General features: G+C 70.8%; 18 protein-coding genes. 10 read left to right on the top strand and 8 right to left on the bottom strand.

All coding sequences use genetic code 11. The features are described 5' to 3' along the window. From ACR9Y5_RS00440 to arfA, 7 genes are all read left to right on the top strand, one after another. A complete protein-coding gene (locus tag ACR9Y5_RS00440; RefSeq protein ID WP_481296089.1) occupies positions 1-1,485 on the top strand; it encodes a flagellar hook-length control protein FliK in 1,485 nt (494 codons plus the stop codon). 12 nt (positions 1,486-1,497) lie between these two features. Beyond that, positions 1,498-2,022 carry a flagellar hook assembly protein FlgD gene (locus ACR9Y5_RS00445; RefSeq protein WP_481296090.1) on the top strand — a complete coding sequence of 175 codons (525 nt, stop codon included), beginning with the start codon at positions 1,498-1,500 and terminating at the stop codon, positions 2,020-2,022. 33 nt (positions 2,023-2,055) lie between these two features. Beyond that, positions 2,056-3,228 carry a flagellar hook protein FlgE gene (locus ACR9Y5_RS00450; protein WP_481296091.1) on the top strand — a complete coding sequence of 391 codons (1,173 nt, stop codon included), beginning with the start codon at positions 2,056-2,058 and terminating at the stop codon, positions 3,226-3,228. Positions 3,229-3,251: 23 nt separating this feature from the next. Then, on the top strand, positions 3,252-3,773 hold the full coding sequence (locus ACR9Y5_RS00455; protein ID WP_481296092.1) for a hypothetical protein: 522 nt from the start codon (positions 3,252-3,254) through the stop codon (positions 3,771-3,773). A gap of 53 nt (positions 3,774-3,826) precedes the next feature. Beyond that, positions 3,827-4,576: an ABC transporter permease gene (locus ACR9Y5_RS00460; protein WP_481296093.1), complete on the top strand. Its 750-nt coding sequence runs from the start codon at positions 3,827-3,829 to the stop codon at positions 4,574-4,576. A 359-nt stretch (positions 4,577-4,935) separates the two neighbouring features. Next, positions 4,936-5,949 (top strand): LacI family DNA-binding transcriptional regulator, encoded by a 1,014-nt coding sequence (locus ACR9Y5_RS00465; protein WP_481296094.1) that lies wholly within the window; start codon positions 4,936-4,938, stop codon positions 5,947-5,949. Between the two features lie 107 nt (positions 5,950-6,056). Then, positions 6,057-7,562 (top strand): arabinosylfuranosidase ArfA, encoded by a 1,506-nt coding sequence (gene arfA / locus ACR9Y5_RS00470; RefSeq protein WP_481296095.1) that lies wholly within the window; start codon positions 6,057-6,059, stop codon positions 7,560-7,562. Here arfA and ACR9Y5_RS00475 read toward each other — a convergent pair. From ACR9Y5_RS00475 to ACR9Y5_RS00505, 7 genes are all read right to left on the bottom strand, one after another. Next, a complete protein-coding gene (locus ACR9Y5_RS00475) occupies positions 7,559-8,239 on the bottom strand; it encodes an SDR family NAD(P)-dependent oxidoreductase (RefSeq protein ID WP_481296096.1) in 681 nt (226 codons plus the stop codon). The two genes, arfA and ACR9Y5_RS00475, sit on opposite strands and share 4 nt — an antisense overlap. A 103-nt stretch (positions 8,240-8,342) precedes the next feature. Beyond that, positions 8,343-8,813 carry a hypothetical protein gene (locus tag ACR9Y5_RS00480; RefSeq protein WP_481296097.1) on the bottom strand — a complete coding sequence of 157 codons (471 nt, stop codon included), beginning with the start codon at positions 8,811-8,813 and terminating at the stop codon, positions 8,343-8,345. A 145-nt stretch (positions 8,814-8,958) separates the two neighbouring features. Next, positions 8,959-9,513 (bottom strand): hypothetical protein, encoded by a 555-nt coding sequence (locus tag ACR9Y5_RS00485; RefSeq protein WP_481296098.1) that lies wholly within the window; start codon positions 9,511-9,513, stop codon positions 8,959-8,961. Continuing rightward, positions 9,510-11,585 (bottom strand): alpha/beta hydrolase, encoded by a 2,076-nt coding sequence (locus tag ACR9Y5_RS00490; RefSeq protein WP_481296099.1) that lies wholly within the window; start codon positions 11,583-11,585, stop codon positions 9,510-9,512. The genes ACR9Y5_RS00485 and ACR9Y5_RS00490 overlap by 4 nt, the downstream gene beginning before the upstream one ends. 337 nt (positions 11,586-11,922) lie before the next feature. Next, positions 11,923-12,762 carry a flagellar motor protein MotB gene (locus ACR9Y5_RS00495; protein ID WP_481296100.1) on the bottom strand — a complete coding sequence of 280 codons (840 nt, stop codon included), beginning with the start codon at positions 12,760-12,762 and terminating at the stop codon, positions 11,923-11,925. A 1-nt stretch (position 12,763) separates the two neighbouring features. Then, positions 12,764-13,582, bottom strand: coding sequence for a motility protein A (locus ACR9Y5_RS00500; protein ID WP_481296101.1), 819 nt, complete (start codon positions 13,580-13,582; stop codon positions 12,764-12,766). After that, positions 13,582-13,908 carry a flagellar FlbD family protein gene (locus ACR9Y5_RS00505; protein ID WP_481296102.1) on the bottom strand — a complete coding sequence of 109 codons (327 nt, stop codon included), beginning with the start codon at positions 13,906-13,908 and terminating at the stop codon, positions 13,582-13,584. The genes ACR9Y5_RS00500 and ACR9Y5_RS00505 overlap by 1 nt, the downstream gene beginning before the upstream one ends. 125 nt (positions 13,909-14,033) lie before the next feature. Here ACR9Y5_RS00505 and ACR9Y5_RS00510 point away from each other — a divergent pair, with 125 nt between their 5' ends. Both ACR9Y5_RS00510 and fliN read left to right on the top strand, forming a co-directional pair. Continuing rightward, positions 14,034-14,918: a flagellar motor switch protein FliM gene (locus ACR9Y5_RS00510; RefSeq protein WP_481296103.1), complete on the top strand. Its 885-nt coding sequence runs from the start codon at positions 14,034-14,036 to the stop codon at positions 14,916-14,918. A 9-nt stretch (positions 14,919-14,927) separates the two neighbouring features. After that, on the top strand, positions 14,928-15,638 hold the full coding sequence (gene fliN, locus ACR9Y5_RS00515; protein ID WP_481299499.1) for a flagellar motor switch protein FliN: 711 nt from the start codon (positions 14,928-14,930) through the stop codon (positions 15,636-15,638). A gap of 41 nt (positions 15,639-15,679) precedes the next feature. Here fliN and ACR9Y5_RS00520 read toward each other — a convergent pair whose 3' ends face one another. Then, entirely contained in the window at positions 15,680-16,957 is a 1,278-nt protein-coding gene (locus tag ACR9Y5_RS00520) for a hypothetical protein (protein ID WP_481296104.1), read from the bottom strand. Between the two features lie 253 nt (positions 16,958-17,210). Between ACR9Y5_RS00520 and fliO the strand changes: the two genes are divergently transcribed. After that, entirely contained in the window at positions 17,211-17,720 is a 510-nt protein-coding gene (gene fliO, locus ACR9Y5_RS00525) for a flagellar biosynthetic protein FliO (RefSeq protein ID WP_481296105.1), read from the top strand. Positions 17,721-17,723: the final 3 nt, after the last annotated feature.

Genomic DNA, 17,723 nt, shown 5'->3' on the forward strand with positions numbered 1-17,723 from the left:
GTGACAGCGGCGCCGCCGGCCATACCTGCGCGTCCGGCGAGCGGCACCTCGGCGAAGGGTTCGGGGGAGGCGTTCGACGCCTTCCTGCAGGGTGCGGTGGATGCTGCGCCCGGCGGCGCGGAGGAGGCGCGGCCCGGTACCGCACGGCACGACCCGGGACGGGACGAGCACGGACGGCCCGTCCGGCGGGGTGCGCAGCCGGGGGACGGCGAGCACAGGGCCGCCGGTGCCGCTCCGGCCACGGCAGATGCGACGACTGCTGAGGGGACGACGCCGGAGGCGGCGGGTGCGGGCCCCACGGCGGCGGCTCCGGCGCTCGTGACGGATGCCGGTCTCCCGGTCACGGTGGATGCCACTGCCGCGACGCTGACGGCGGCGGTCGCCGCTACGCCCGCGGCGTCTGCCGGTGCGAGCGGGGCGGTGACGGCCGTCGCCGCTGGCGGCGCCGCTCCCGTCGCTGCCGCGGCGACGACGGCGATGACGGGGACCCCGACGGTCACGGCCGTCGCCACGGCCGGCGCTGCGCCCGCAGAGGCCGTGGCGGTGTCCGAGGCGGCGAGCGTCGCGAACGCGGGAAAGCAGTCCGCATCCGGAGGTAAGGTCTCCGCCGCCCCGGCTCCCGCTGCCGCTGCGGTGCCCGCGTCGCGCGCCACCGCTCCCCAGCCGGACGGTGCGTCGCCGGCCGACGAGCCTCCTTCGCCGTCGCCCAGCGCATCCCTCGCGACGGCCGGGAAAGAGCACGCTGGCGGAACCGGTGCCCCCGTCGCGTCCCCGACCGAGTCGCGTCCGCCAGCGGCCGCGACGCCGATCACGCCGACCGCCACCGCATCCACCGGGCTCGCCGGAGCAGCTGCCGGAAGCGGTGGCGCCGCATCCTCTGCGGTATCGGCCACCGCCGAAGCCGTGGGCCGGCCCAAGCTTCGCGCGACCGATGCCGCAGCATCCCCCGCGGCCGTCGCGTCCCCGATAACGACCCCGACAACGCCCCCGACGATCGCGCCCGAGCGCGCGGCCGCGGCCCAGCCTCCTGCTCCCGCGTCCACCGCATCCACCATCCCCTCGTTGCCCGCCCAACTGGCCCGCCCGGTCTTCACGCTGGCCGCAGCTGGTGCCGGTGAGCACGTGATGACCGTGCACGTCACGCCCGACACCCTCGGGCCCGTGACCGTTCGTGCGCACGTCGGAAGCGAGGGCGTGCGCGTCGAGCTGTTCGCCCCGACGGACCTCGGCCGCGACGCGCTGCGCGCCATCCTCCCCGACCTGCGCCGCGACCTCACCGGCGCCGGTCTCAGCGGGACGCTCGACCTGTCCTCGCAGAACCAGCCCGCGCCGCAGCACGACGCACCTTCCGACGGCGGTCGAGGCTTCGCGGGAGGGCAGCGCGAAGAGACCCGCCGCGCGGGCGTCGCGCCGGCGGCATCCGCACGCTCGACTCCGTCCGCGCCCGCGGACGGATCCACGCACACCATCGACCTGATCGTCTAGAAGGGAGCCACCGTGGCCGTCGACCCCATCACCGGAACCGACACCGCCTCCACCGGCGGCATCTACTCCACCACCCCCACGCGTACGCCGAAGCAGTCGCTCGACAGCGAGGCGTTCATGCAACTGCTGGTCACCCAGCTCCGCAACCAGGACCCGAGCTCGCCGATGGACACCAACCAGATGATCTCGCAGACCACGCAGCTGGCCATGATGGAGAAGCTCACCAGCATGGACACGACCGCCCAGGAAGGGTTCGCCCTGCAGATGCGGCAGGCGGCGGCCACCCTCATCGGGCACACCGTGAGCTACCTCGACAAGAACGGCGACACGCAGACCGGTGTCGCCTCCTCCGTCTCCTATGCGGGCGCCGTGCCGATCGTCACCGTCGGAGATCAGAAGATCGCGCTCGACTCCATCCTCGGGGTGGTGACGCCGGCCGCCGCGGGCTCCGGCACGTCCTCCGGCTCGGACGCGTCGTCCGGCTCATCCGCGGGCTCCGGTACGTCCGATTCGGGCACCACCGCGCCGACCGCCTGACCTCACCGCTCCTCCATACGAAAGGACCCACCCATGCTCCGCTCGCTCTACTCCGGCATCTCCGGCCTCCGCTCGCACCAGACCATGCTCGACGTGACCGGCAACAACATCGCCAACGTCAACACGACCGCGTTCAAGGCATCGGCCGTGCAGTTCCAGGACACGCTGTCGCAGCTGGTCAAGGGCGCCGGCGGCGCCCAGGCCGAGACCGGCGGCACGAACCCGGCCCAGATCGGCCTCGGCGTGCTCGTCGCCGGCATCTCCACCAACTTCACCCAGGGCGCGGCCCAGGCGACCGGCCGCTCCACGGACATGATGATCAACGGCGACGGCTTCTTCGTGATGAAGATGGGCGGCGAGACCGTCTACACGCGCGCAGGTTCCCTCGACCCCGACTCGCTGGGCCGGCTCGTGGGCCCCGGCGGCGCCATCCTGCAGGGGTGGAACGCGGTCAACGGCGTCGTCCAGCAGGGCGGCGCGCTGAGCGACATCACGATCCCGCTGAAGGCGGTCACCCCGGCGGCGGCCACGACCAGCGCGAACGTCACCGGCAACCTCCCCTCGGACGCGGCGAACGGCGACCAGCTCGTGCGCGACGTCTCCGTCTACGACGCCAACGGGACCGCCCGCAAGCTCACCCTGACCTTCACGAAGACGGCGGCCGGCTGGGATGTGGCGGGCGCGGATGCGGCGGGCGCGACCGGCACCGGGTCGCTCACCTTCACGAACGGCACGCTCACTGCGGGCGGATCGCTGACCGTCGGCGGCGTCGCGGTGGACCTCAACTCGGTCACCGGCTACTCGGGGATCACCTCGGTCGCCTTCAAGGACCAGAACGGCCGCGCGGCCGGCACCCTCGAGTCGTTCACCCTCGACAAGGACGGCACCATCACCGGCCTGTTCTCGAACGGCGACAAGCAGGCCGTCGGACGCATCGCCCTGGCCACCTTCGTCAACCCGGGCGGCCTGGAGAAGGCGGGCGGCTCGACCTACCGCGCGACGGTCAACTCCGGCGCCGCCCAGCTCGGCGGCCCCGGCGAGGACGGTCTCGGCCAGCTGCAGGGCGGCTCGCTCGAGATGTCGAACGTCGACCTGTCGCAGGAGTTCACCAACCTGATCGTCGCCCAGCGCGGCTTCCAGGCGAACGCCCGCATCATCACGACGTCCGACGAGGTGCTGCAGGAGCTGACGAACCTGAAGCGGTGATGACACGTATGTACCGTTGAGGGATGATCGCGTGTGACGCCGGACCGCACCATCCTCTGCGGCTCCGCGTCGGAGGGTCGACCCGCGCGGAGCTGCGGGCGGCGCTGCGGGCCGCCGGAGTGCAGCTCAACGCTCATGCGGAGACGCTGCTCGACCACGCGGTGTTCGACCCGCGGAACGCCGAGGAGGTCGACATCCGGGAGCGGGACCTCGCCGACCTCGGCCTTGCGACCGGCGGGACCCTGAGCGACGTCTTCGCCGCGGCTCGCGCGCACGGACTGGAGCTCTGCCCTCCGGACACCGGCCCGTACCTCCGGCTGGCCATGCCGCGGCAGGAGAACGCACCCGATTCGGTGCTGTCCGCCGGCCGGTCGCCGGCGGGGGCGCTCAAGGTCGCGTCTGCGCCGCCCAGCTCCGACGTCGAGTACCCGAAAGGGTTCTACCTGCGCGTCGTCGACGGCCGTGCGTGGCTGCGGGGTTACCGCTGCGATGACGAGTACCGGTTCTCGTCCGGCGACCGGTTCGCGTTCCGGCTCGGCGGCTGACGGGCGCGGCCTGGCGGGCGCGGTCCTGCCGCGCCCAGCCGTAGGCTCGTGACGTGCCCATCGTCGCCGAGCTCGCGCCGACCCTGCTCGGCGTGGCGGTCCTCGCCCTCGTCGCGGTCGGGGTGCTGGCCGCCTACGGGGCGCCCCACCGCTGGGCGCCCGCGCTGGCCATCCTCAGGGGTGCGGCGCAGCTGGCGGTGATCAGCGTCATCCTCGCCGGCGTCATCACGAACCCGGTGTGGGTGGCCCTCGCGCTGCTCGTCATGTTCTCGGTCGCGGCGGGCACGGCCACCCACCGCGTCGGATGGTCGCGCGGGCATGCGGCGATGATGGCGACCGCGATGGCCAGCGGGGTGATCGTGTCGTTCTCGGTGGTCTTCCTCACCGGCGCGATCGCATTCACCGCACGGTACGCGCTGGCGATCGGCGGAATCGTGATCGGCAACTCGATGAGCATCGCGACGCTCGCCGGCCGCCGGTTCACCGAGGGCGTCCTCGACCACTGGGACGAGGTGGAGGGATGGCTCGCGCTCGGCGCGACGCCGCGGCAGTCGACGCTCGACCAGGCGCGCGCAGCGGTCTACTCGGCGCTGATCCCCTCCGTCGACCAGACCAAGACCACGGGGTTGGTCACGCTGCCCGGTGCCTTCGTCGGCGCGATCTTCGGGGGAGTGTCGCCGCTGGAGGCGGGCCGCTTCCAGGTGGTCGTGCTCGCCGCGATCATGGCCGCGGGCGCGATCACCGCGGTGATCGTCTCCACGTGGCTGGCGCCCGTGCGCGTGCGGCCCGCCGCGCTGCGCTGACGCGCGCCGCGGCGCCGCGCTGCGCTGCGGTGACGCGCGCTACGCGCCGCGCTGCGCTGCCGCGCGCTGTGCCGCGACTCCGCCGAAGTGCACGTTGTTGCGCAGCTAGCCGGCGTGTCGGCCACAACAACGTGCACCTCACGAAGCGCGAGGAGGTGCGCGCCGACTGGAGGTGCGCGCCGGCCGCGCAGCGCGGGAGCATCCCGTACCCCCGGGATGCTGAAGTGCACGTTGTTGTGCGGTTGTGCGGCGTGGCGAGCGCAACAAGGTGCACCTCGGCGAGCGGGAAGGCGGAGGCCTGCGCGAAGGGGGGCGGGGTGCAACGTTGTAATGTCGGGGGAGGCGCGAGAGGGGGGTTCATGGCTGCGACGATGCACGATGTCAGCCGGCTCGCCGGGGTGTCCGTGAAGACGGTGTCCAACGTCATCAACGACTACCCGTACGTGCGCGAGGAGACCCGCCGCAAGGTCCTCGACGCGATCGACACCCTCGGCTACACCCCGAACTTGTCGGCGCGCAGCCTGCGATCGGGGCGGACGAACGTCATCTCGCTGATGATCCCCGACCTGCGGAACGCGTACTTCGCCGAGCTGGCCGACTCCGTGATGCGCGCGGCAGCCGAGCGTGGTCTCGCCGTGCTGATCGAGCAGTTCGGCGACGACCGGCAGCACGAGATCGACGTGCTCCGCCAGCCGCGGGCCCGGATGGTGGACGGCGTGCTCCACAGCGTCCTCACCCTCGACCAGGGGGACGCCGACCTGATCGCCGAGCTCAGCACCCCCGTGGTACTGCTGGGCGACCGCAGCGTGAACGGGACCCGCGACCACGTCACCATGCGCAACACCGAGGGCGCTCGGGCGGCCACCGAGCACCTCATCGCGGGCGGCCGCCGCCGGATCGTCGCGCTGGGCGCGCATCCCGGCGCGGAGATCGGCTCGGCCGCGCTGCGTCTCGACGGCTACCGGCAGGCGCTCGACGCGGCGGGGATCCCGTTCGACGGGTCCCTGGTGGTCCCGGTCGGGACGTGGCTGCGGCGCAACGGCGCCGAGGGGATGCGTGACTTCCTGACCACCGGCACCCCGTTCGACGGGGTGGTCGCCTTCAACGACGCGATCGCGCTCGGCGCCTTGCGTGCGCTGCAGGAGGCCGGCCTGCGCATCCCGGAGGACGTGGCCGTGGTCGGGTTCGACAACGTCGACGAGACCCAGTACTCGATGCCGACCCTGTCCACGATCGACCCGGGGCGGGAGGAGATCGCGCGCACGGCCGTCGATCTGCTGATCCGGCGGATGGAGGGCTCGTCCGAGGCGTTCGCGCCCGAGGAGATCGCCGTGCCCTTCCGGCTGGTGCAGCGGGAGTCGTCGGCGGGCTGACCGGGAATCCGTTTGACACGGTCGCTTTCCCCGCGCAGTATGGTCTACATCGTTGTACTACAACGTTGTAGATCGCAACTTTCACACACGAGCATCCTTGGAGCCCCATGTCCGACACCCGCATCGTCATCGACCGCGCCGCGCGCGTCGCCCCGCTGAACCGCCGCATCTTCGGCTCGTTCGTCGAGCACCTCGGGCGCTGCGTGTACGACGGCCTCTACGAGCCGGGCCACCCGACCGCGAACGAGGACGGCTTCCGCCTCGACGTCGTCGACCTCGTGCGGGAGCTCGGCACCTCGACGATCCGGTACCCCGGCGGCAACTTCGTCTCCGGCTTCCGGTGGGAGGACTCCGTCGGCCCGCGCGACAAGCGGCCGGTCCGCCGCGACCTCGCCTGGCACTCGCTGGAGTCGAACCAGGTCGGCCTGGACGAGTTCTCGCGCTGGCTGAAGCTCATCGGGTCGGACCTGATGCTGGCCGTCAACCTGGGCACCCGCGGCATCCAGGCGGCCCTCGACCTGCTCGAGTACGCCAACCACCCGTCGGGCACAGCGCTCAGCGACCAGCGCATCGCCAACGGGACGCCGGAGCCGCACGACATCCGGATGTGGTGCCTGGGCAACGAGATGGATGGCCCGTGGCAGACCGGCTACATGACCGCCGACGACTACGGCAAGCTCGCCGCCCGCACCGCCGCCGCGATGAAGATGGCCGACAAGGACCTCGAGCTCGTGGTCTGCGGCTCGTCCGGATCCGCGATGCCGACCTTCGGCGAGTGGGAGCGGATCGTGCTCGAGCACTCCTACGAGCACGTCGACTTCATCTCCGCGCACGCGTACTACCAGGAGCGCCGCGGCGACCTCGGATCGTTCCTGGCGTCGTCGGTGGACATGCAGTACTTCATCGACACCGTCGTCTCGACCGCCGACCACGTGGGCAACAAGCTGAAGAGCCGCAAGCGCATCCAGATCTCCTTCGACGAGTGGAACATCTGGTACCTCGACGAGCACCAGGCATCGCAGGAGGTCAACGACGAGTGGCGGTATGCGCCGCGCCAGCTCGAGGACGTCTACTCGGTCGCTGACGCCGTCGTGCTCGGCAACCTGCTGATCACGCTGCTGAAGAACCACGACCGGGTGACCAGCGCCTCCCTCGCCCAGCTGGTGAACGTGATCGCGCCGATCATGACCGAGCCGGGCGGCGGCGCCTGGCGCCAGACCACGTTCTTCCCGTTCTCGGTGACGAGCCGGCTGGCCCGCGGTGAGGTGCTCCGACCGACCGTCAGCACCGGGACGTACGAGACCGCGGTCTACGGCGAGGCCGACCTGGTGGATGCGGTGGCGACGGTCGACGAGGCGGACGGCACGGCGGCCCTCTTCGTCGTGAACCGCAGCACCGCCAAGACGCAGACGGTGACGGTGGACGTTCGCGACCTCGGCGTCTCCGCGGTGCGCGAGGCGCTCTCCCTCTGGGACGACGACGTCTACGCGAAGAACACGCAGCAGGAGCAGAACCGCGTCGGCCTGCGTCCGACGCCCACCGCTTCCCTCGCCGACGGCATCCTCACCCTGGAGCTGCCGCCGGTCTCCTGGACGGCGGTCTCGCTCGGCTAGAGCAGGGTCGTCCCCAGCATCCGATGGCCGATGGAGATGGACTCGCCGTCGACCGCCGATCGGGGCGAGACGAGGAAGGCGATCAGGTCGGCGATCTGGTCGGGGGACGACTCCCCGCCGCGCCCCGGTGCGACCTCGGCCGAGGGGGTCTCGGTGACGAGGCCCGGGTTGATCACGTTGACGGCCACGCCCGTCCCGGCCAGTTCGTCGGCGAGGTTCTTCGCGATCAGGATGGTGGACGCGTTGCGCACCACGGCCGTGATGTTGCCGGTGATGTAGGCATTCTGGCCGCTGATCACGACGATCCGGCCGAAGCCGGCCTCCCGCATCGCGGGGATCACCGCGCGTGCGACCCGGAGGAACGACAGCGCCTTGCCGTCGATCGCGCTCAGGATCTGGTCGGGGTCGGAGCTGCGCGCCGGGTCGAGGGTCTGCGCGGGGGGTGCGGCGGTCACGACGAGTGCGTCGATGCGTCCGTGACGCCCTAGCACTTCGTCGATGCCCCGGCGGACGGAGTCGTCGTCCGAGGCGTCCAGCGCGACCCCGTCCGCAGAGGCGTTGCGGGAGGCGACGACGACGGTCGCACCCTCGGCGCGGAGGCGGTCGACCACCGCGGAGCCGATGAAGCCGGTGCCGCCCACGACCAGGACGACGCGATCACTGAACTGAAGATCCATATCCGCCTCAACCCCGTCGAGTACACGAATATTGCACGCTGAAGGGGCGGATTGCGTGCACTTTTCGTGTACTCGACGGAGGGTCGCGGCGGGACCGGCATTGCTACTCCTCCCATCTGACGCATTCGCTGTATGCGGAGATGCCGAGGGTTTCTGTGCTGGCCCAGAAGCTGAAGCCGGCGCTGTGGGGGAGGTCGACGACGATGGAGCGGCCGCGGGTCACGTCCTGCTCGGGAGGCCCGATCTGCCGGATCGTGTAGCCGAGGCTCTCCCAGTGGGCGCGGACCTTCGCGGTCAGGGCTTCCGGGTTGAACTCGGTCGAGGGTGCAGCGCGTTGCAGCACATCGATGACGTACTGTCCCGTCGTGCCCTCGTTATCACATGGCCCTGAACCCCACGGTTCTTGTTTGGCGGTGGCGGGGTCGAAGACGGTGGGTGGTATTCCCGAGTCGAGGAACTCCCCGCCGACGAGTTGGGCGATGTCGTCGACGCGGGCGATCGTCTCGTCGAGGAGTTGGGCCTTCGTCTTGTCGGAGAGCCCGTCGAACGGTGTGTGGATTCCGGGTTGGGGCATCGGTCCTCCTGGGTAGACGCAGCCGGTCAGAGCGAGTGTGGTGGCGAGAGCGAGGGTGGCGCAAGCACGGCGCACGCTTCTCATTTCCTGCTCGCGCTGGAGGCGCGCGTCGTGCGCAGCCGCGGGGAGGGCAAGACCGGCGTTGCTACTCCTCCCATCTGGCGCATTCGCTGTGTGCGGAGAGGCCGAGGATCTCCGTGCTCGCGGAGAAGTGCAGGCCAGCGCTATGGGGGAGGTCGACGTTGAGCGAGCGCAACAACGTGTCATCCTGGGGAGTGGGACCGATCTGTCGGATCTTGTAGCCGAGGCCCTCCCAATACGCTCGGACCTTTTGCGACAACGTATCGGGATCGAACTTGTTCGGCGCTGCGGCGTTTTGCCATACCGCGACGACATACTGTCCTGCAGTGGCCTCGTTGTCGCACGACGACCAATCCCACGGTTCTTGCTTGGCGGTGGTGGGGTTGAAGACGGTGGGTGGTATTCCCGAGTCGAGGAACTCCCCGCCGACGAGTCGGGCGATGTCGTCGACGCGGGCGATCGTCTCGTCGAGGAGTTGGGCCTTTTTCTTTCGGGAAAGCCCGTCGAACGGTGTGTTGATTCCGGGTTGGGGCATCGGTCCTCCTGGGTAGACGCAGCCGGTCAGAGCGAGTGTGGTGGCGAGGACGAGGGCGGTACGAACACCGCGGGCATAGCTCATTGTGCGCCTATGCGGGGAATGCTTCGGGTGCCGCCGTTCATTCGTCCGTCCTCGCCCAGGGCTGCTGCCGCGGTGTTGCGGACGGCTTCGGTGCCCTTGTCGAGATAGCCGTGGCCGGAGGTGGCGTGGGTGTTGAACAACCCCGGGTCGGTTCCCTGGCCGGTGGTGTCGTGCCCATCGGTCGGCTGAAGATTCTGGAGGGGGTCTCCTTCGGAGGAGTAGACGCGCGCCCCGTAGCGGTCGTCCCGCGGGTCGACACGGCCCGAGCCGGCGCGCCCGACACCGGCGACGCCGTCCTGGGAGGACTCTGTGGCGTAGACGTGTTGTCTGCCGCCGTCGACCTTCAGTTTCTGGACGCTGGTGAAGCCGCCTTCCACTCCCGCGGAGGCAAGGAAGACGACGGATTGCACGGTGTGGGTCAGGATGCTGACGGCGTTGCTGACGACGGTGGTGCCATAGGAGTGGCCGACAACGCTGGTGAAGGGGTGAGGGTTGCCGCCCAGGATGCTGCTCGCGGCCCACTGGCCGTTCAGTTCGGCCGCCAAGCGTCCGCCGCCAGCCTTGGCTTTGTCGCCGTGGAGGACCGAATCCCTGCCGGGTGCGTCGTAGCCGATCCATGCGACGACCATGTGCGGAAGCCCATCCATGCTGCTTTGTTCCTGATACAGGTTCTTGCCGGCGAACGTCCAGCCTCTGAGACGTCCCAGTTCGCCGAGACCGCTGTCCATCCCGGGAACCATCCACGTGACCTTCCCGGACTTCTCCGCGCGAGTGTCACCGATCGCGACCGCAGCCAGCGGCGGGTCGTGACGGAGGTTGTAGTCCAGGAGCCCTCGAGGCGGCTTCTGTGCTCTGGCGGCCTTCTCATAGTCCGCGGCGGAGCCGCCGGGGATTTCGTCGATCTCGAGCGCAGCGAGGATGTCCTTCAGCGTCTTCCCACGCGGCGAGTCGGGGCTGATCGTGGGGTCGGCCAGGTCGCGCGCGAGTTGGATGGCGTTCGCATGGATGCGCGTGTCGGCGTCGAGGCCGGGCAGGTTGCCGATGACCTCGGGTGCCGCTCGGCACCACTGTTCGCGCAGCTCCGGGGACAGCTTCTTCCACCGGGCCGCTACGGCCTCCGGATTCGGCGGGTCGTCCCAGAACTTCCGCGCGAGGTCGGGGTCTGCGGCGAGGAGGGCGGCGAGGGCTGCTGGAGTGAGCAGCGTCAGCATGTCCATCCGCGCCGACGTGTTGTCGGTGGACAGGGGCAGCTTCGCGAACTCGCCGACGGTGCCGACGAAGTCCTTCAAGGCCGCGGGGGCCAGCGCGGGCATCACGCCCTGATGGGTGGCGCTCAGGGAGCGGACGAAGACGTGTTCGTCGCTCGCGTACTGGTCCCGGGCCGCGCGTGCCGCCCTCCTCGCCTTCTCCAACCGCTCCCGAGCGTCCTCGAGCTGGGAGTGAGCGCTGCGAAGTTGCGCGCCGGCTGTTTCTGCTGCGCGACGCGCTGCGGCGATATCCGCGGTCGTCGGCACCGAGGTTCCCGGCGGTGGTGGGGTGGTGGCGTACTGCCGCTGAGTCTTCTGCAGCCCCGTGAGCGCGGCGAGCAGATCGGTGTGCTGGGTGCCGAGCACGGCCGCAGTGGCTTCGGCGGTCTGGATGTCTTCCAGCGGCTGCTTGGCTGCGTCCAGGGCCGCGTCCCCGGCGTTCTGCCTGCCCCAGAGCGCTGACGCCCATGTCTGCGTCGCCGTGTGGGCCTCCGCAAAATGAGTCGACGCCGCCCGGCACGCCTGGCTCACCGCTTTCAGGCGCTCCCTGAACGCATCGGCGGCGTACCCGGACCAGTGCGCTTCACCGAGGCGTTCCGACGCGTTGTCCAGCCTGTCCGCCCGCCACCAGAACCACTCGGCGGTTCTCTGGAAGTCTGTGGCGCGCCGATCGATCGTCTCCGCGTCACCCGGGGTCGGGTCGTCGTCGAGCCCGACCGGGGACCAATCCGTGGCACTAGAACGCACGAGGTGCCCCGAACCCGAACGCTCGTGCGAGTTCGGACTCGCGCCGCTCGTACACATCGGCAGCGGACACCAGCGCATCGCAGAGCGACCCGATACTCTCTCCTACCGCCTGGATGCCGGGCTGCCAGTAGACGTCGAATTCCTCGAACGCACGGACTGCCGCGGGAGCCCCCAGCTGTCCCGGCGCCGGTTGCCGTGTCGGGCCTCCGCTGGTCGCATCGCCCATCCACCGCCCGATCACGCGCAACTGGTCGGTATCGACGTACGCCCGTCTGCTCACTTCGCCACCTCTCCTCGTCGGCATGAAGCAGCGGCTAGGCTAGCATCGAACACAAATATCATGCGCGTGTGGTGCACCTTAGATGGTGCAATAAAGACATTCCCGACCTCCGAGAGGGGGAGAGGGGAGGGGGCGTCAGCGTGAGGCGGCGGGGGCCGTGGTCGGCGCGGGGGCGGGCGCGGGGGTCTGCAGCGCCTGGGGGATCAGCTTGCGGACGGTCTCGGCCTGCGCGGACAGCACCACCACATCCACCCGGCGGTTCTGGGCGAGGTCGTTGTCGGTGGTTCCGGTGAAGCCGTCGACCGGGCGGGCCGAGCCGAAGCTGACGGCCGCGATGCGGGACTGGGGGAAGCCGTTCGCCTCCACCAGGTGACGCAGGACGCTGGTGGCGCGGCCGGCGGAGAGCTCCCAGTTGGTCGGGTAGGGGGCGCCGGGCTGGCGCAGGTCGGCGTGGCCCTCGACCGAGACGTCGTAGTCGGCGGGCGCCAGCACCGGGCCGATGTCGTTCAGCACGGACACGGCGCGGGGGCTGAGCTCGGCCCGGTTGGAGTCGAAGAAGGTGGAGTTGCCGACCAGGCCGATGGTCAGGCCGCGCGAGTCGATCTTCAGCTCCACCGCATCCTGCAGCCCGTCGCGGGTGAGGGCGGCCTGGATCTGGTCCTTCAGCCTCTGGAGGTTCTGCACCTCCTGCTGCGCCAGGGCGAAGTCCGTCGACTTGCCGGACTCGTCGACGTGCTTCGGGGGCACGATGACGCCGGCCGCCGTGTCGATCTTCTGCGTCTTCACCTGCCCGAACCCGGTCGCCAGCGAGTCCTTCAGCTGCTCGAACTTCTTCGCATCCACCGTCGACATCGCGAACAGCACGATGAACATGCACATGAGCACGGTGACCATGTCCATGTAGGAGGCCATCCAGCGCTCCTCGTTCTCGTGCTCCTCGGGCTCCTCGTGCTTCTTGCGACGGCGGGCGGACACGTCAGGCGGCTTCCTCGACGGGATCCTTCGCACCGCGGGACGCCTTCGCGGCCTTCGACGCCGGCTTGTCCGCGTCGCCGTCCGGCACCATGGCGCGCAGGCGCTCGCCGAGGAGGCGCGGCTGCGATCCGGACTGCACGGCCAGCACGCCCTCCATCAGCAGCGTCATCCGCTCCACGTCGAGCTCGGAGAGCCGGCGGAGGCGCGCCCCGAGCGGCAGCCAGAGGAAGTTGGCCGACATCAGGCCCCACAGCGTCGCGACGAACGCGCTCGCGATCAGCGGCCCCAGCTCGCCCGGTTCGGCGAGGTTCTCGAGCACGTGGGTCAGCGACACGACGGTGCCGATGATGCCGATCGTCGGGGCGTAGCCGCCCATCGCGCTGAAGAACTTGGCGGCGACCCGGTCCTTCTTGGAGCGCGTCGCGATCTCGTCCTCCAGCAGCACCCGCAGCTCGTCGCCGTCGGTGCCGTCGGCGATGTTCTGCAGGGCGCGCTTCAGGAAGGGGTCGTCGACGCCCTCCGCCTCCTGCTCCATGGCGAGCAGCCCGCTGGCACGCGCCTTCTCGGCGAGGCCGACGACCTGGTCGATCACCTGCTGAGGCGGCTCCACCTTGCCGCGCAGCGCGCGCGGGAGCGCCTTCACCGCCGTCAGGAAGTCCCTGATCGTCCCGCTGGCGATGCCGACGGCGATGGTGGCCCCGAAGACCAGCACCATGGGGGCGGGGAGCAGCAGGGCGCTCAGGTGGGCGCCCTCCATCGTCACCATCGCGACGACGGCGCCGAACGCGAGGACGATGCCGATGATCGTTGCCGGGTCCATTACTTCTTCCTTGCTCGCAGGGGGACGGCGCGGGCCTCGGGGTGAGCCTGAACCGTGTCGTCGTCTTCCAGACCGGTCAGCGTCACGAGCCCCAGCGGCGGCGCGGGCACGGGGCGCGGGCCGGCGGCGGGGAGGTCGTGGGCGAGGGCGATCACACGCGCCCGGTACGCGGCGATCTTCTCGATCACTTCGGGCAGGCTCTCGGTGACGATGAACTTCGCCCCGTCGACCATGACGAGAGTGGTGTCCGGACTGGCGTGGATGCGCTCGATGAGGTCGGGGTTGACCGCAAACTGGCTGTCGTTCAATCGGGTGACGACGATCATGGGCGCGAATCCTGGTCTCGGCTCCGGGTGAGCCGTCACGAGGGCACTATCGGTCCGCAACGGTCCGTCGTTAGGGGGACGCCGCGCCGCTAACGGGATCGGGACGGCGGCCGATAGTCGCCTCCGTGACCACTCTGCAGGCCCCGGCACCGGATGCGCCCGAGGCGCCGGTCTACGACTTCCGGCGGCCGACGACCCTCGCACGCGAGCACTCGCGCGTGCTCGAGCTGGCGTTCGAGACGTTCGCGCGGCAGTGGGGCACCCAGCTGACGGCGAAGGTCCGGGTGCTCAGCCAGGTGGAGTGCGACGACGTGCAGATGCAGACGTACGACGAGTACGCGGCTTCGCTGCCCGCCACCACCGCGATGGTGCTGTGCGAGCTGGAGGGCATCGCGCCGAAGGCGGTCATCCAGTTCCCGACGGTGGCGGCGCTCTCCTGGGTGAACGCGATGCTGGGCGGCCAGGGCACGCCCGTCGACCACGAGCGCACCTTCACCCAGATAGAGCACGCGCTGGTGCGGCGGCTGATGGACGACGCGCTCGAGGACCTCCGGTACTCGCTGGGGTCCATCCTGGAGGCGTCGATCGCGGTGGACGCGATCCAGTACAACTCCCAGTTCGCACAGGCGGCGGCGACCAGCGAGCTGATGATCGTCGCGGGCTTCCAGCTCCGCGTCGGCGAGAACGTCGCCCGCGCCACGGTCGCCCTCCCCGCGATCGCCCTGCTGCCGCAGCTGGGCGAGACGAACCCCACCCACAGCACCGACAACGCCCGGGAGCTGGTGGATGCGCAGCTCGCGCGCGTCCCTGTCGAGGTGTCCCTGCGACTCACCCCCGCGACGGTCCGCCCGAGTGTCGTGCTCGGACTCTCCGTCGGCGACCTGCTTCCGCTGCCGCACCCGCAGCATCGACCCTTCGACCTCACCGTCGGCGGACAGACCGTCGCCTCGGCCGGCCTCGGCTCGAGCGGCTCCCGTCTCGCCTGCGTGATCATCGACACAGAGGACTGAACCATGAGCATGACCAGCACCGCTTCCTCCGCCGGACTCTCCCTGGGCCAGGCGCAGGCCGCCGCCGAGGCGGTCGCCCGCGTCCTGCCGACCGGGACGCCGCTCACGCCTCTGCTCGCCCAGGGCTCGGAGGTTCCCGCCGGCGCGCAGGCCGTCGTCGCGACCTTCGTCGGCGCGGTCTCGGCCGATGTCGCGGTCGTGCTGCTGGAGGCGCCGCGGCTGGTGGACGAGGGCGCGGACGGTTCACCCGTCGTGGCGCTGCAGGATGTGCTGCAGCCGGCGCTCGAGGCGGCCAGCGACACGTTCGGCGCGGGTGTGCTCGACGACGCCCGCGCGGAGGACGCCGCAGAGCTCTTCACCGATCCTCACACGACCGTCTTCGCCCTGAACGGCCCGGCAGGCGTCGCCGGCTGGTTCGCGGTGCGCGGCCGCGCCTCCGTCGCCGAACGCTCCGGCGCGGGCGTGCTCGGCGGCAAGCTGGCGCGTATCAGCAACGTCGAGATGGCCCTCACCGTCGAGATCGGGCGCACGCGGATGGCGGTCCGCGATGTGCTCGCGATGGAGCCGGGCGCAGTCATCGAGCTGGACCGTTCGGCGGGATCGCCCGCGGACGTGCTGCTCAACGGCCGCCTGATCGCGCACGGCGAGATCGTCGTGGTCGACCAGGACTACGCGGTGCGCATCACGAAGATCCTGGACGCGGCCGAAGACCTGGACTGAGGCGGGCGCGGCCGGTCGGCGGCATCGGTCAGCGTCACCCCTCAGCGGCACTGTCCGGCGACCGCGATCTGCTGGTCGGTGGGGCGCCCGTACGCCTCGATCCCGGAACCGCCGGTGTCGAACCCCATCGAGATCGCCCAGGCGGTCGCCCACATCTCGTCGTCGTCGTGGAAGGCGGGGCCGTCGAACAGCGCCTTGCACTCCGGCCGCACCACCTGCGCGTGGCCGACCTCGTGCGTGACCAGGGCCTTCGCATCCACGTCGCCCTGCGCCCAGCCGTCCTGGATGCTGAAGTTCAGGTCGATCGTCGCCCAGCCGCCGTCGTCCTCGTGGTACTGCGTCGTGCCCGAGTACCAGCCGTCGCCGAGGCCGCTGACCTCTTTGTGCCACTGGAAGTCGAGCGTCACCCCGTGGGCGATCGAGCGGGCGTACTGCTCGACCTGCGCACGCACCGGGTACGCGGGGTCGTGGGTGGCGGCGACGCCCGCGGCCTGTGCGCTGTTCACGCCGTCGATCGCGGACTCGATGCCGAGCAGCCCCGGTCCGCCGAACTGGGCGGACGCAGCACCGACCTTGCCGTCGTCGATGGCGTGCCTCAGGTCGACTTTGCTCTCGTAGCTCGCCGCCGTCGATGCGGTAAGCACCTGCTCGCCGTGCGCCGCCAGGGCCGCGTAGACCGCATCGGCGCTCGTCGTGAAGGTGCGCTGGGCGGAGTCGAGCGCCACCAGCTGCGACTTCCGGGTCCGCGCGGTCACCGCCTCCTCGTGCGCGAGCCGCTCCTTGCGCTGCACATCCGCGAGCACGGTCCAGGGCAGGAGGTCGGGGCTGGCGGTGGAGACGGCCGGCGGGTCGAACGGGGTGTAGCCGAGGTGGACGCTGCGTGCAGTGAGCGCGTCGCGCGCATCGGCCAGGGACTGCGCGGTCGCCGCCGGAAGGTAGTCCGGGCGCGGATGCTCGGTGAAGTCGCCCAGGGAGGACAGCGAGCCGCGCGCCTTGTCCAGCGCCGCTCCTCGTTGTTCGGTGACGTCCGCGAGCGTCCTGGAGGCGGCATGCACGTGCGCGGCCGCTTCGGCGGTCTCGGCGAGCGCCACCGCCTGCCAGCCGAGACCCGCCCCCACCCCTGCGCCCGCGGCCAGCACGACGAACGCCGTCGCCGCCACCCAGGCGCGCGTGGTGCGGCGCGGGGTCGCGGGCTGCGGGGCCCGCTCCCGCGTCGCCTGCGGGGCCGTCTCCGGCGTCGCCTGCGCAGCGGAGGCCGGGGGATCCGTCTCCGGCGTGGCGTGAGCGCTCGGGCGTGCGTCGGCGTCGGCGTCGGTCACAGCTGGTCCCCCCGGAAGATCGTCGTCGGCGCGGTCGCGCACCCCCACCTGTATATCCGAACCGGCGCCTCCTCCGCAGACCCCTTCGCCGAGGTGCACGTCGTTGTGCGCTTCTGCGGCGTGTCGACCACAACGACGTGCACCTCGATCCCGGCAGGCGGGGGAGGGGGGAAGGCGGAGGGGGGAGGGCGGAGGGGCGGAGAGAGGGGAGGCGGGGCTAACGGGACGGGGCGGGCGGCCGATAGAGGGGGGCGTGGAGACCCTGTTCATCGCCCTGCGCGTGCTCGTCGTGCTCGGCGTGATCGTGGCGCTGCTGTGGTTCGTGCAGCGCCGCGTGAGCAAGGGGCGCACGACAGCCCGCCGGCGCCGCGGGAATGCGGTCACCGTCGTCGGCCGGCAGGGGATCGGCGCGAAGGCGTCGGTCGTCGTCGTGGATGTGGACGGCAACCGTTTCGTGCTCGGCGTCACCGAGCGTCAGGTGTCCGTCCTCCACACCTCCGGCCGTCCGCAGGATGCGGACGTCACCCCGCTCAAGCCGGTCCGCGACGCGGACGCCGAGGCGCACTCGGCTGACCGGATCCTGGCCGCAACGGGGACCACCAGCTCCACCAGCTCCACCAGCACCACCACGACCACCAGGCAGGATGCCGACTTCCTCACGGCGCAGGGACGCGCCTCGCTCTTCGACGAGGCACTCAAAGGCTCGATCCTGTCCCCGGCAACGTGGCGGCAGGCGAGTTCGGCGGTGCGCCCCAAGAAGTGACGG

The sequence above is a fragment of the Leifsonia sp. KNZ13-11D genome, from assembly GCF_056754895.1.

Excerpts from the sequence above, each read along its gene's own strand:
- ACR9Y5_RS00450 (WP_481296091.1), top strand. The coding sequence starts at position 2,056 with ATGCTCCGCTCGCTCTACTCCGGCATCTCCGGCCTCCGCTCGCACCAG.
- ACR9Y5_RS00455 (WP_481296092.1), top strand. The coding sequence starts at position 3,252 with ATGATCGCGTGTGACGCCGGACCGCACCATCCTCTGCGGCTCCGCGTC.
- ACR9Y5_RS00485 (WP_481296098.1), bottom strand. The coding sequence starts at position 9,513 with ATGAGCTATGCCCGCGGTGTTCGTACCGCCCTCGTCCTCGCCACCACA.
- arfA (WP_481296095.1), top strand. The coding sequence starts at position 6,057 with ATGTCCGACACCCGCATCGTCATCGACCGCGCCGCGCGCGTCGCCCCG.
- ACR9Y5_RS00475 (WP_481296096.1), bottom strand. The coding sequence starts at position 8,239 with ATGGATCTTCAGTTCAGTGATCGCGTCGTCCTGGTCGTGGGCGGCACC.
- ACR9Y5_RS00480 (WP_481296097.1), bottom strand. The coding sequence starts at position 8,813 with ATGCCCCAACCCGGAATCCACACACCGTTCGACGGGCTCTCCGACAAG.
- ACR9Y5_RS00465 (WP_481296094.1), top strand. The coding sequence starts at position 4,936 with ATGGCTGCGACGATGCACGATGTCAGCCGGCTCGCCGGGGTGTCCGTG.
- ACR9Y5_RS00490 (WP_481296099.1), bottom strand. The coding sequence starts at position 11,585 with ATGCGCTGGTGTCCGCTGCCGATGTGTACGAGCGGCGCGAGTCCGAAC.
- ACR9Y5_RS00500 (WP_481296101.1), bottom strand. The coding sequence starts at position 13,582 with ATGGACCCGGCAACGATCATCGGCATCGTCCTCGCGTTCGGCGCCGTC.
- fliN (WP_481299499.1), top strand. The coding sequence starts at position 14,928 with ATGACCAGCACCGCTTCCTCCGCCGGACTCTCCCTGGGCCAGGCGCAG.
- ACR9Y5_RS00505 (WP_481296102.1), bottom strand. The coding sequence starts at position 13,908 with ATGATCGTCGTCACCCGATTGAACGACAGCCAGTTTGCGGTCAACCCC.